General features: G+C 38.1%; 7 protein-coding genes. 6 read left to right on the top strand and 1 reads right to left on the bottom strand.

From position 1 onward, the window contains the following. Positions 1 to 4 precede the first annotated feature (4 nt). Positions 5 to 754: a MerR family transcriptional regulator gene (locus IGI50_RS18485; RefSeq protein WP_438778052.1), complete on the top strand. Its 750-nt coding sequence runs from the start codon at positions 5 to 7 to the stop codon at positions 752 to 754. Between the two features lie 188 nt (positions 755 to 942). Then, on the top strand, positions 943 to 2367 hold the full coding sequence (locus IGI50_RS18480; protein WP_438778051.1) for a glycoside hydrolase family 1 protein: 1425 nt from the start codon (positions 943 to 945) through the stop codon (positions 2365 to 2367). A gap of 41 nt (positions 2368 to 2408) precedes the next feature. On the opposite strand, the gene IGI50_RS18475 is transcribed toward IGI50_RS18480, so the two are convergent. Continuing rightward, positions 2409 to 4445 (bottom strand): FAD-dependent oxidoreductase, encoded by a 2037-nt coding sequence (locus IGI50_RS18475; RefSeq protein ID WP_438778050.1) that lies wholly within the window; start codon positions 4443 to 4445, stop codon positions 2409 to 2411. Between the two features lie 140 nt (positions 4446 to 4585). Between IGI50_RS18475 and IGI50_RS18470 the strand changes: the two genes are divergently transcribed. The 4 genes from IGI50_RS18470 (at position 4586) to IGI50_RS18455 (ending at position 14378) form a co-directional block, all read left to right on the top strand. Continuing rightward, positions 4586 to 5563, top strand: coding sequence for a helix-turn-helix transcriptional regulator (locus IGI50_RS18470; RefSeq protein ID WP_438778049.1), 978 nt, complete (start codon positions 4586 to 4588; stop codon positions 5561 to 5563). Between the two features lie 444 nt (positions 5564 to 6007). Then, positions 6008 to 6409: a VOC family protein gene (locus tag IGI50_RS18465; protein WP_070509459.1), complete on the top strand. Its 402-nt coding sequence runs from the start codon at positions 6008 to 6010 to the stop codon at positions 6407 to 6409. Positions 6410 to 6556: 147 nt separating this feature from the next. Beyond that, on the top strand, positions 6557 to 8089 hold the full coding sequence (locus IGI50_RS18460; protein WP_438778048.1) for a helix-turn-helix domain-containing protein: 1533 nt from the start codon (positions 6557 to 6559) through the stop codon (positions 8087 to 8089). Between the two features lie 112 nt (positions 8090 to 8201). Further along, positions 8202 to 14378, top strand: a complete 6177-nt coding sequence (locus IGI50_RS18455; RefSeq protein ID WP_438778047.1) for a SpaA isopeptide-forming pilin-related protein — start codon at positions 8202 to 8204, stop codon at positions 14376 to 14378. The last annotated feature ends 220 nt before the right edge of the window (positions 14379 to 14598 follow it).

Raw genomic sequence — 14598 nt, 5'->3', positions numbered from 1 at the left:
CAAAATGAAAACATATAAAACGTCTGAAGTTGCTAAGATAGTCGGCTTGCACCCGAATACGATTCGACGCTATGAGGAGTGGGAACTCATACCCATTCCTCCAAGAGCGGAAAATGGGTATCGCGTTTTTACGGACTATCACATTGAGACAATAAAAATCGCCCAGATCGCTTTTCAAATCGAAGTATTGCAGTCAGGTTTACGAATGACTATGGTGGAGATGGTTAAGGCGGTGGCGCGGTATGATTTTGAAAAAGCGCAGTCACTGTTGGAGGATTATCTGGCTTCGGTGGATCAAGAAATTACTCGAGCAAACGAAGTGATTGTAGTGGTGGAGGAGCTACTTGTTGGGAAAACAGAGGAGCCGGCTCTTTTTCTGACTAGGAGCGAGGCAGCAGAGTATTTGGAGGTTACTTCAGAATCCTTGAGAAATTGGGAACGAAATGGACTGCTGGCTATCAAAAGAAGGAAGAATAATTATCGAACCTACGATACAGAGGATATCAAACGACTAAAAATTATTCGTACGTTACGATCAGCCAAGTATTCTCTGGCAGCTATTTTGCGCATGTTAAACGCAATTGACCAAGAAAAGCAGGATATCAAATCTTTACTCAACCCGGTCGATCCCGATGAGAGTATTCTTACTGCTTGTGACAATTTAATCGATTCACTGGAAAAGGCGAAGTCTAATGCCTGTGAATTGAAAGAACTAGTTAAGAAATTACAGCAGCGCTTTTTTAAAAATAACTAAAAAAGCGTTTGCATAAATTGGATTTGCAGTGCTATACTTTTATAGAAATAAATACAAATGGATAGTGATTGCCAAAAGCAAGCTAAACCTATTGATAAATTAAGCGTGACGAGCGCTTTATTTGTTGATGGGTTTTTGTTGTTTTAATGGAACTATTCAAAAAATAATCAGAAGCGAGGATGAAGTGAATGACATTTCCTAAAGATTTTTTGTGGGGCGGCGCCACAGCAGCTAACCAATGTGAAGGGGCTTGGAATATAGATGGTAAGGGGGAAAGTATCCCGGATCATATGCGCGCAGGGGGACTTCACAAACATAGACTACTGACACCAACAATCGAACCAGATGGCTATTATCCAAATCATGATGGGATTGATTTTTATCATCGCTACAAAGAAGATATCGCACTGTTTGCGGAGATGGGATTTAAAGTTTTTCGATTGAGCATTGCATGGTCACGTATTTTTCCTAAAGGTGATGAGGCCGAACCGAATGAAGCTGGTTTGGCTTTTTATGACAAAGTATTTGATGAATGTAAAAAATATGGCATCGAGCCGTTAGTAACCATCAGTCATTTTGAATTACCGTATGCACTTGCTGAGAATTATGGCGGATTTGCTAATCGTAAAACCATTGATTTTTTCGTGAATTATGCCAAGACAATATTTAATCGCTATAAAGAAAAGGTAACCTATTGGTTAACATTTAATGAAATCAATTTTGGTACACTGCCGTTGGGCGGAAGAAATCTTTTGGGTATTTTAGCTGAAGAAGACAACGAGGAACAACGCTACCAAGCTTTACACCACATGTTCGTCGCTAGTGCCAAAGCAGTAAAAATCGGTCATGAGATCAATCCCGATTTCAAAATTGGTTGTATGCTAGCCTATATGACTATGTATCCGCTGACCTGTAAACCGGAGGATGCGTTAGCAAATCAAGAACTGGTGAAGAAATTGAATTGGTTTTGCGGCGATGTCCAAGTCAAAGGAAAGTATCCGTATTATATGAACAATTATTTTGGGAAGCATAATATTCAGCTAGCATTTGAAGAGGGCGATGAAGAAATTTTAAAGGAAGGAACGGTGGATTACTATACCTTCTCTTATTATATGACCAGCTGTGTCACCGCAAATATTGACGAGAGCGGTGATCGTGTTGGCGGAAACCTATTTGGTGGAGTGAAAAATGACTATTTAGAAACGAGCGAATGGGGTTGGCAAATCGATCCGGTCGGTCTTCGCTTCACGCTGAACGAACTATATGATCGATATGAAATTCCATTAATGATCGTGGAAAATGGGTTAGGAGCCGTTGATATAGTAGAAGCAGATGGCTCAATCCATGATGAATATCGAATTGATTACGTCCGTCGCCATATTGAGGAAATGGCAAAGGCAATTGATGATGGGGTAGATCTAATTGGCTATACACCTTGGGGCTGTATTGATTTGGTTTCTGGCGGTACAGGAGAAATGTCGAAACGCTACGGCTTTATTTATGTCGATAAGGATGATGAAGGAAAAGGGACCTTTGATCGCAGCCGTAAAGACAGCTTCTATTGGTATAAAAAAGTGATCGCATCTAATGGGAAAGACTTAGCTTCAGAATAACATGAACAAGGGAAGTCAGCGAATGTGACTTCCCTTGCTATTTAAACGTTCATTGCTGCTTCATAAGCCGCCCAAATGGCATCCATGACATTTGTTGGTTTTTTTGCATCTCCAATTAAGTGCACATGATCTGCTTCAATCGCATGATACAACGCGTCATCTGGAATGTAACCAACAGAAACGATAATATCATCTGCTGGGATTTCATGTAGTTTTGGCATTCCTTGCACACCTAGAGCAAACATATGTTGTGCACGATTGGCAACGTTTGGATAATTTTTAACTGTCTCCGTTACAAAAGCAGTCCCAGCCGCAAATTTATCAACCACCGAATTCTTCAAGACCCTCACTTGATAATAATCTAAAAGCTCCATCATCATGTTGTAATTTGCTGCTGACAAACCAAAGGCATTTAAAATCGTCTCACTTGCTTCAACAATCGTTACTTTTTTCCCTTTCTTCGCTAGATCATAAGCGATTTCGCAGCCTGTTAGTCCGCCGCCGACAACGACCACGTTTTCGCCTTCAATTTCTTTATAGCGTAACGCATCAATTGCATAAGTTACACGCTCATTGTCAAAGCCAGGAGTGTCTAAACGACGTTCATTTGCTCCTGTAGCAACAAATATTTCATCATAACCTTTCGTTTGTACTTCAGTAACTTCGCTATTCATATGAATCGTCACGTCTAAGTCTTTCATTTGTTTTTTGTACCAAGCCAAAAGTTGACGATCATCCTCTTTAAAGTCGGGAGTAGACGCAGCTACAAATACACCTCCCAGCTGATCTGTCTTCTCAAACAAATCAACCTCATGTCCACGAATCGCTGCCACCCGAGCAGCCTCCATACCACCGATACCGCCGCCGACCACCATCACTTTTTTCTTCGTATCAGTAGGAGTCAACGCATAGCTCTTTTCGCGACCGCAGGCAGGATTCACTGCACAAGAAATGTCCTTGAATTGGAAAATACGACCTAAACAGCCTTGATGACAATAAATACAAGGACGAACATCATCTAGACGACCTTCAGAAAACTTCTGTGGTGCATAGGGATCTGCTAACAGTGGACGCCCCATTCCCATAATATCTAGTTTTCCTTCCGCAATCACTTGATTGGCTAGGGATGGATCATCGAATCTTCCGGCACAAGCGATAGGGATAGAAACAACTTCTTTCACTTTCATGACGTCTTCCAGATTGCAGGCTTTTGGCATATACATTGGCGGGTGCGCCCAGAACCATGAGTCATAGCTTCCATTATCGCAATTCAGCATATCATAGCCGAATTCCTCCAGTTTTTTGGCAACGATAAAGGATTCTTCGTAATCGCGTCCTTTTTCTTCAAACGTTTCTCCTGGAATGGCGCCACGATTAAAATCTTTCACATAGCTTTTAACACTATAGCGCATAGATACTGGGAAGTCTTGGCCACAGGCATCTTTGATCGCTTCCACAATTTCCTTAATGATTCGCAGACGATTTTCTAATGAACCGCCGTATTCATCCGTTCGACGATTAAAGAAGGAGATAGCGAATTGATCCAGTAGATAGCCTTCATGCACGGCATGAATTTCCACACCGTCACCGCCAGCTTCTTGAACAAGCTTCGCTCCTTTGGCAAAGTTTTGGATGTATTCTTTGATTTCCTCTCTCGACATTCCGCGATCTGTTTTGGTCGGGTCCCAAACATTTTGAATCGGAGCAGGGGCAGGGCAGATGCCGACTAGTCCGTGATTCGCTCGACCAGTCAAAGCAGTTAATTGAACAAAAACTTTGCTGCCAGCTTCATGAACCCCATCCATCAAATACTTCATTTCTTTGACATAGCCTTTAGGATTATTCAGGATACAAAAGCCCATGTTGGCTACAACGGGCATCAAGCCAGTGATAATTAAGCCCGTGCCGCCTTTTGCTCTCTCAATATAATAATCGGCGCCTTCTTTTGTATAGGCAACAGTCTCAGTGCTTAGCAAGCGGGCGGAAAAGACACCCATTGGCATCATGGCAATACGATTGGGAATTTCAACGGAACCAATTTGTAAAGGGGAAAACAACTGCTCAAATTTTGCTGTCATACAATACTTCCTCCTTTGTTAAATAGTGTTGTGAAAATTTGATCAAATAGTATAATTTAAGTATAGAACCTCTGGTATAGCAAGCTATGATTTTAACGCACGTAGAGTATAACTATTGCGCGAGGGGAGCGGAAAAACGGATGGTAAAAGGAAAAATCCATTGTTCTCAGTTTTCTAAATCGCAGGATTATTCAAATGGTTTGTCTCAGTTAAACTATCAATACACGATTAACAGCCCCAGAGAAACATTGTCTGCTTCAAAAATCTACCAATTGGATCCTTTCATTATTACCTACAGTATTGTTGATTGTTCGCAGGGAGTTTTTACCCGAAGTACCAAAGACCGAAAAGAATATTTAGGTTTTCGTTTTGTTAAAAATGGTTTTGAACGACATTTTGATGGACATCACACAAGTATTTTAAAAGACTACACGATTGGGATTTTTGATTTACGAGCGACTAGCAACTATCAGCGTGAAAGAAGAACAGAAGGGATTAACTTATTCATTCCAAAGGATTGTCAAACAGAAAAACTTTTGGAGAGCCCTAAGAACAGTAGAATAATTAATGCAGAAAGAGGAATGGGGCGTAATTTGTTAGAGATGATTTTTCAAATGACAGAACAGTTTTACTTTTGTTCCGAAGAGGAGAGTCGATTGTTACTCAAACATTTCCTGCAACTTTTTTGTGAGTGGCTATCTGGATCTGCACCATTTTTGGATAGTCAAAACTATAACAGGTTATTGGTACGAGCGACAGATTTCATGCGTCTGAATTTAAAGGATTCTCAATTGACCATTGAGCAAACTGCTCACTATTGTCAAACCTCCATTCGTACTTTGCAAAAAATATTTCAAACTGCTGAGTTATCATTTAGTCATTATTTAAATGATCTACGATTGACTTCGGCAGCGATTTCTTTATATCAGACCAATCGCTTGATTACGGAAATTGCCTTTGAGTGCGGCTTTAATAATTCTGCATACTTTAGTAAACGCTTCAAAGAAAAGTATCATCTGTCTCCAATGCAGTACCGCAAAAAGACGAAAGAAATGATGAAGATAGACGAAAGGTTAGAAACACAATGCCCACTATTAATGAACTTTAACCAAAAATGAGTGACAAAAGCAGAAGCCGCCTTTGTTTAGGCGGCTTCTGCTTTCACTTTTGGCTAATTGGGTCGCTTAATAAGACAGTATTCATCATAAGGAACCCTAGAACTATGGTGAACCTCAACTAACTCAAAACCGAAATACGGATAAATTGGCACAGTTGTTTCTGTCATAGTCTTTAAAATTCGCTAGAGAGAATTTCTATACTTACGTTGATGAAAAACAATTGCAGAGACGAAATGTATCAATATTATTCAGATTGCTTTTCTTATAATGGGAAAATTTATTTTCTTAAATACAACGATGTAGCTAATGAGATAAGAGGTTTTTCTAAGGGAATCAGAAAAATAGTTAATTAAAAAGGAATTCGTTCACTTTGTTACAAGCGCTTTCTTTGCTTTCGTCTCTTTTTTTTTGCATAATAAGTAAAAATTTAGAGGAGTGGACGACATGGCAACGATGGTATTTGTAAATTACCCAGTAAAAGATGTGCAGGCTTCGACGGAATTTTATGAAAAACTTGGTTTTAAGAAGAATGAAGAGTTTTCTAATGAGCGTTCTAGTTCAATGGTATGGGATGATCATTTTTGGATCATGCTGTTAGAATATGATTTTTATAATTTATTCCTTAAAAATAAAAAAATTGCAGATACAAAAAGTCAAAGTGGCACCTTAACAGCTTTTTCTGTAGAAAGTCCAGCGGCGGTTAAAAAAATTGCGGAAGCTGCAAAAGCGAATGGTGGAGACTATTTCAGTGTCGATATGGGGATTCCTGAAGAACAAATGTTTAGCTTAGAAGTAATGGATTTAGATGGGAATCAATTTGAACCAGTTTGGATGTCAATAAATTAATCATGGGTCACGGATTGCTCCGTGACCGTTTTTAATACCTAGAATGTTTCTCGAGCGTTAAATTATCCTTTTTCTCATTTTTTTACTATGATTTAGTAGTTAATGAAAAGAGAGAAGCTTTTGATTCACTAGAAAAGAGATGGGGAAATGGTTACAGCAGAAAAAGATTACTTTGAAGAACTGTTTGATCGCATAACATTCAATCAGCGTCGGATGGTTTTATTACTGAATGAAAAAGGTGGACGTTGGGTCACTCGTGAGTGGCTAAGTGAAAAATTAGGACTGAGTAAACGAATGACATTAAACATAATAAACAGTCTTTCAGAGAAAATTGAGAGTCTTCATTCAGAAAAATTTTCCTTCCAACAATCAAAAGGAAAAGGGGTTCGATTAATCGTTGGGCTCGATGCAGATGTGTATAATCTAGTGACAGAAATTGTCAAAGACTGTTCCACTGTAGTCCTTTTGAAAGCTTTAATTATGGATGAATTCACTAGTGTACGTGACTACGCATTAGAACACTTTATCAGTGAATCAACTGTTCGAAGAGATATGAGTAAGGTACAAAAATTGCTGGAGCGTTATCATATCGAGATTGGAAGAGAAAATTTCCAATTACAGGGAGAAGAATATCAAATCCGCATGTGTATGGTTATTTTTTTCTGGAGCATTTTTCGAGGAAGCAGCTGGCCTTTTGACTATGTGAACGAGCAATTAATCGATTCTTATGTAGATGACATTTTGAATAGTAAATTTACTGTGTATCCTAAAATTCCCTACACTTACAAAAAACAACTATCATATATTTTTGCGGAGGCCGTCATTCGGACAAGAAAGGGCAATATACTTAAAATGTCTGAAGCTTTAGAGACTCAAATAACGACAAATCAGCTATATCCTAGATTTAAGGAGATCATTTGCAAGAAGCACGGGGCAATAAACACGAAACAATCGGAGATTCCTTTCTTTTTTCTAGTATGGGTGTCTATGTCTAAAACTATTGATATTTTTAAGGATCCTATCATTCACGAGTTGTATCAGCAACAAAAAAATCAGAACACTTTGATTTATAGCGCAACAGAATTAATGTTGAAACGATTTCAAGACGAGTTCTTTCCTATTAAAAAGGAAGAATATTTATGTTTTCGAAATTATATTTTAAGTAGTCACTTTTTTGCTATGTACTTTAAAGGCTTTAATACAGATATGACAGGAAATACGTATAAAGCGATTTTTTCTGAACGGTATCCGCAATTGGTGAAAAAGACACGTATCTTCGTGGAGTCTCTATATAAAGAATCTAAAAATCCAATATTTTTGGAGGAAGATTTTTTACTAATCCCTTATTTAAAAAATAGCTTATTTTTTTCTGATCCTTGTCAATTTGAGGTTCCATTAACGATGTTAGTTGAGAGCGATATGCCTAGCCTGATGACTAAAAATTTCATAAAACAACTTCGTGGATACTTCAGCTATTTATATAATGTAAAGATTACGGATATCTTTGAAACATCAAGCAAGCATGCGGACGTTTTATTGACGACCGGAAATCAAAAGGATATGAAAGCAGCATATCCTGATGCACAAATAGTTGTAGTGAGCAAAAAATTATCTATGACAGATATAACCAGGATCAATCAAGCACTAGAAGAGATTTCAGAAAATAAAAGGAAAATCTAGTTTTATGCCTTTCAAAAAGCGCTCCATACAGGAGCGCTTTTTGAAATTAATGAAAAGAATAATTTGATATAACTGAAACTAGCTGAAAAAAATAAGCGCGAGGTGTAAAAAAATGCGAAGAAAAAAAAGCTGCAATAAGTTCATTCATATTTTTATGACGGTCTTAATATTAGTTAACACATTAACTTCACTCACTGCTTTTGCAGAGTCAAATGATCAACCGTTTTTGAAACTTGAAAAAATAAGTAAAGGAAAAACGGATGACCAATTAGATTTGCAGGTTATGACAAGAAGTGGACAAGAAAATGAAAAAGTACAAGTATCACAACCTGTAATTCAACAGGCTGTCCTAGAGCAAGAGGATCAGCTCATACCACTAACAGTAGAGAATAAACAGTCAATTATTGTTCCTACTCAATCGACTGGAAGTGGTGTTATACATTTAACCCTAAAAGATACCAACGACCTGTCTTCTGTAGATATCAGTGTTCAAGATCAGAAGCTGACTTACATATTTGAACAAACAAGTATGTCACAAACCGAGGAATCTTCAGAAGAAACTACCGAAAATTCAGAGGCAATCAGTGAAGAAAGTACGACAGAAATTGATTCTTCAAAACAAGAAAGTGAGCGCTCAGAAGCGCAAGAGACTCTTCAAAGTACAGAAACATCAACTGCTGATACAAAAGAAAAAACAATAAAAGCAGATGGACCAACGGATATCCGCGACTATTTTCCAAATGGAAATGGAACGATCTTAACTGAATCCAAGCTTGTTTATTTAGACGAAAATGGAGATGTGGTTGAGCCGCCAGTAACTGCTAATACGACAGTACGCATTTTCTATTCTTGGAGTATTCCAGAAGACGTCCGCCAGCAAATTGAGCCAGGGGATTATTTTGATTTCAAGCTACCTGATGAATTGAAACCAAAACAGGCGCAGTCTGGAGAATTAAAAAATAGTGATGGTGAAGTGTATGCTAAATATACAATTGATGTTGATGGAAACATTCGCTTTGAATTTACCGATGAAGTCAAAAATCAAAGTGACATTAATGGAAGCTTCTTTTTTGATACAGAATTTAAAAAAGAGCACATTGATGGTCCAGGAGACATTACAATTCATTATCCAGTAGAGGATGATCTCCCCCCTGTCAATATTGAGATTCGTCCCGATACCGACCAATCTATTGATAAAAAAGGGCATTTTGACCGTACGCCAAATCCAAGCACTGTTGTTTGGACTGTTGATTTTAACCAGGGAATGAACCATTTAGATGAACCAAGCATTACTGAAAATTGGCCGACAGGAATTGAGTACAAATCGGTGAAAGTAATGGAATTGGAAATGAATCTTGATGGGACTGTTAAAGAAGTTGGACGAGAACTAAGTCCGAATGAGTATAAAGTAGACCAAAACGGAAATGTCACGATCTTAGGTGAAACAAATAAGGCGTACCGCTTAGTCTATCAAACAGACATCAGTGATTCTGCAAAACCAGAAAATGGTGGAAAAGTTAGTTTCGCTAATAATGCTCAATTAACAGATAAGAACAATGATGATGGAATTGATGCAAAGGCAACCGTAACAAATAATTTTGGAAAACCTATTGAAAAGAATATGGTCGGCTATGATCCGAATAAACAGGAATTCGATTGGGCAATTAAATATAACTATAATGAAAAGAAAATTTCAAAGGATTCCGCGATAATTACCGATACGATAAGCAAAAACATGGATCTTGTCGATGACTCTGTAAAGCTTTATCCGATTACTTTTGATGAAAAAGGAAAAGAAGTTAAAGGGGACCCATTGATCGAAGGGAAAGATTATACGTTAGAACCCAATCCTGATGGCGAAGGTTTTGTCATAAAATTTCTTGACGATGTGGATGGCGCAATACGGGTCGAATACAAAACAAAAGTTAATGGACTTGTCACTGACCCAACGCAGGTAAGTAACAATGTTTCTACTGGAACTGGACAAACTGATGGAGACAAAGGAACCGCTCAACAACAAAATGTTATTAAAGACATTAAAGATGTAAACTATGCGGACAAGAAAGTCGGTTGGAAAATTGCGGTCAATAAAAACCATTACCATATGGAAAATCTAGTACTAACAGACACCTATGACCCTGTTCCCGGTTTGTCGATGGCAATCAAAGAAGATTTGACACCCGATTTTGAAATTCGCGATGTTACTACAAACAAAGTTTTAGTTCCTGGAAAGGACTATGATCTTGAATTGTTGACAGATAGTTCTGGAAAAAATGAAGTTGGATTCAAGGTTATTTTTAAAGGAGACTATAACCCAACAGAATCTGAACTAGAGATTACCTACCACACTAATTTCGATGTCAGTCTGCTAGATCCCACGAACCCATCTATGGACCGATTCAAAAATAATATGCGAGCCGATTGGGAAGATGAACATGGCAATAAGCAGCAGTCAGATGATGACAAAGATTTTAAGCCAGAAGATCCCTTTCAATTAAATGCTCAAAAAAGCGGGACATATAACGCACAATCAAAACATATTACTTGGACAATTGCAGTTAATCATAGCCGAAATATCTTGATTGATGCACAGTTAAAAGATGAAATAAAAGAAAATCAAGACTACATTGATGGTTCACTAAAAATCTATGAGGCTGAAGTGAATAAAGATGGTACAGTAGTGAAGAAGCAGCCGGAAAAAATAGTAAATGATGAGATGAAAAGCATTGATGAACCTAACAGCTCAAACAACCAAACACTACAGATTGATTTTCCAAATAATGTAGATAAAACTTATTTAATTGAATTTGAGACGTCAGTTGAAGGAAAAATTATTGAAGGTTCAAATCAATATACGAACGTCGCAAATTATGTAAACAATGATGATGAACGAGATGTTATCGGCGAGGTTGGGATAAAAAACGGTGGGAAATATGTTCAAAAAACGGGCGCACAGGATAGTGAAGATCCGGATTATGTGAATTGGCAAGCGGTCATAAATCCTTCACAGTCAACGTTGGATCATGTCGTGATCAAGGATGAGCCTTCAGATAATCAAGTGATTGATCAGGACTCGATAAAATTATACGAGACTACTGTCGCAGAAGATGGAACCATTACCCCTAATTACGACAAGCCTTTAAAGCCAAAAACAGACTACACCGTAGAAGTAGTAACGGATAACGAGACTGGAAAGCAAACATTAACAATCAAACTTACTAATAAAATTGAAACGGCCTATCAGTTAGAATATCGCAGTTACATTAATTCCTCTGCAAGTGGCAGCAAAGATACAGTTTCCAATAAAATAACTGTATCGGGAGATAATGAGCAAACTGTTTCAGGTGGTGATGGGCAAGACGTGACAGTAGAAATCAATCATAGTGGTGGTTCTGCGACTGGTAAAAAAGGGAAATTAGTTATCCAAAAAACAGAAGCAGATGGGAAGACGCCTTTGGCTGGTGCTAAGTTTGAACTTTGGAACACGACAAAGACCCAACTGCTGCGTGAAGGAAAAGTAGATGATAATGGACAAATTACCTTTGGAAATCTACCTTATGGTGAATATCTCTTGTTTGAAACGGCTGCCCCTAAAGGCTTCACGATTTCAGATGATTTGGTAGATGGACGACGAATCACTATTGATGATAAGACTTCAACGGAAAACGCGGCACCATTAACCATTCCAAATGAACGAAATAAGGTTATTTTACAAAAGACGGATGAACAAGGAAATCCAATTAAGTTTGATGACGATATCCAAACAGGAGCACGCTTTAAGCTAGAACACTTTAGTAATTTAATGCCTAATCATGCTCTTTGGGAACCTGTAGCGTTAGAGCCTGATCGGTTAAACAGTGATGGAATTTTAGAGATCGATAGTTTACCCTTAGGATTGTATCGGATTACTGAGATTGAGGCGCCAACGGGTTATGTACTGAACAACACTCCAATTAATTTTGTTGTATATCGAAATAGCGATCATCAAATACCAACGATCCATTTAAATTATAAGAATTACAAAGGATCTGCAGAGCTTTTGAAAACGGACAGCACAGGAAATCCTTTAGCTGGAGCGATGTTCGATGTGATAGACAGTACTGGAAAAAAAGTGAATTCTGAACCTTTAGTTTCACAAAATGATGGAAAAGTAACGATTACGGGATTGGCTCCTGGCGATTATAAATTTGTAGAAACGAAAGCACCAGATGACTATATCATTAACAGTACAGAAATTCCCTTCACCATCGATGAGACGTCTCACGATAAACCTAAAACGGTCACGACTCAGGTGGATGGTTCACCACTGGAGTTGGTAAATCATAAAGGTTCAGTAGAATTTTTGAAGAAGGACAAATCCGGCAAAATATTAGAAGGTGCGGAATTTGACTTGTTAGACACTGAAGGGAAAAAGGTCAATCAAGAACCGATTACATCTGATAAAGACGGGAAAGTACATGTTGATAATTTAGCACCGGGTAACTATACTTTCGTGGAAACGAAAGCGCCAGATGGTTATTTATTGAATGAAATGAAACTCTCATTTACTATCGATGCTTCACATAAAGGAAAAGTATCAGTTGTTAAACTACCTGATTTCATCAATTATAAAGGTGCCTTCCAAATCGTCAAACGCAATACTGATGGTGATGGTTTAGCTGGAGCAGAATTTACTCTTTATCAAGAGGATAAAGTGACCATTGAACAAAAAGTAAAAAGTGATAAAGATGGGAAGGTCACATTTAATAACTTGGCACCAGGTACGTATTATTATCAAGAGACGAAAGCACCGACTGTCGCTGATGGGACAAACTATGTAATTAACCCAGCTTTGATTAAGGTTGAAATTTTAGATCGAGCTGAAGGTGCTCCTGAATTGGAGAAGTTGGGAGATTTCCAGAATTTCCGTGGAAAGGCTCAGATTACGAAAGTCGGTGAAGGCGATTCTATCGCTGGAGCGGAATTTGAACTATATCATATTGTAAATGGCGAGCAAAAATATGTAAGAACAACTGTGGCTCCTGAAAATGGTATTTTGGATATTTCAGGTTTAGGTGCAGGAGAGTATATGTTAAAGGAAACGAAACCGGCTCCTGGCTATATTCTAAATAAACAGCCGATTTATTTTGTCGTTCAGGAGAATAACGATCAAGATCCTACGATAGACAATCTAGATTTTGAGAATTATGAATCGGGTGTCATCGGTCGAAAAGTGAATGAGCAGAAGAAAGCCTTACAGGGGGCAGAATATCAGGTCTATAAAGCTGATGGTGACAAGCCGACGGGCGCTCCTGTGGTAGTTAAAGATCGTGATGGAAAAAATTACGAAAACAACACTATCATAACAAATGAAAAAGGCGAAATATATTTCCAAGGTTTGGATGAAGGTCAATATGTGCTTGTCGAAACGAAGGCACCTGAAGGCTATATCTTAGACACCAAACCTCATCCATTCGAAATTACAGGACAATTAGGCAAACCAGATAAAGTAAATTTAGGCGATTTTGTAAACTATAAAGGAGCTGTTTCAGGGACAAAGAAAAACGAAGATGGAAAAATATTAAGTGGTGCAGAATTCGAAATTCAAGACACTGAAGGTAAGGTACAAACAATCCTAAATTCAGCCGGAAAAGAAACCAAAAAGCTCATTTCAGACAAAGATGGGAAAATCTATGCTAATGGACTGAACCCCGGTAAGTATCAACTTGTTGAAACGAAAGCACCAACAAATTATTTATTAAATAAGCAAAAAGTTGCCTTTACTGTTTCCGATAAAGCTTCTGGAAAACCTGAGACGATCACCTTAGCTGATTTTATCAATTATCAAGGTTCGGTGAAATTACAAAAAGTCTCTCCTTTAAACAAGGAACTAAACGGTGCAGTATTTGGACTCTATCATTCTGATGGAGAACATATCGGAGACTACACATCTGATCAAAAAGGGCAGGTTGCAGTGAATAAGCTTTCACCAGGCGATTACTATTTTGCTGAGAAAAAAGCACCAGATGGTTATGAGATTAGTAGTGAAAAACGGAAATTCACGATTACTTCTTCTAGGCAAGGTAGACCAGAAACGCTTGATTTAGGTAAATTTGTGAATGAAGAAGTTGCGAAGAAAACGAATATTCCAACATCTATGAACAAATCAAAACCTTCTAACAAAGATTCGGAAACAACAACAGGAAGTTATCCGAAAACGAATGACACACGCAATCCGTGGTTACTTATTGCAGGAATTGCCGTGATCATCATAGCGGGCACTATTTATTTCAGAAGAAGAAATAAGTAAACCTATTGATCTAGGCAGCAAATTTGCTGTCTAGGTCTTTTTTTCGTTGCTGATAGTAAAAAAATCATGGTATTATGTTTGTTGAACTGGAAAACTGGAGCTAGGGTTCCGCTTAAAGAGGACTGTGACCGAGGGCTTCATCTTTTGCCATATGCAGAAGGCACCTATTGATAAAAAAGATCTGAGGGGAAAGGTTCAGTGTATTTGTGATGCACTGACT

The organism is Enterococcus sp. DIV0170 (assembly GCF_051710765.1).
Lineage (GTDB): Bacteria > Bacillota > Bacilli > Lactobacillales > Enterococcaceae > Enterococcus_A > Enterococcus_A raffinosus.
Note: the sequence above shows the minus strand (reverse complement) of the source record. Positions and strands in the feature narration are given on the sequence as shown.

Coding starts and splice junctions, on each gene's coding strand:
- IGI50_RS18480 (WP_438778051.1), top strand. CDS start 943: ATGACATTTCCTAAAGATTTTTTGTGGGGCGGCGCCACAGCAGCTAAC.
- IGI50_RS18485 (WP_438778052.1), top strand. CDS start 5: ATGAAAACATATAAAACGTCTGAAGTTGCTAAGATAGTCGGCTTGCAC.
- IGI50_RS18465 (WP_070509459.1), top strand. CDS start 6,008: ATGGCAACGATGGTATTTGTAAATTACCCAGTAAAAGATGTGCAGGCT.
- IGI50_RS18455 (WP_438778047.1), top strand. CDS start 8,202: ATGCGAAGAAAAAAAAGCTGCAATAAGTTCATTCATATTTTTATGACG.
- IGI50_RS18470 (WP_438778049.1), top strand. CDS start 4,586: ATGGTAAAAGGAAAAATCCATTGTTCTCAGTTTTCTAAATCGCAGGAT.
- IGI50_RS18460 (WP_438778048.1), top strand. CDS start 6,557: ATGGTTACAGCAGAAAAAGATTACTTTGAAGAACTGTTTGATCGCATA.
- IGI50_RS18475 (WP_438778050.1), bottom strand. CDS start 4,445: ATGACAGCAAAATTTGAGCAGTTGTTTTCCCCTTTACAAATTGGTTCC.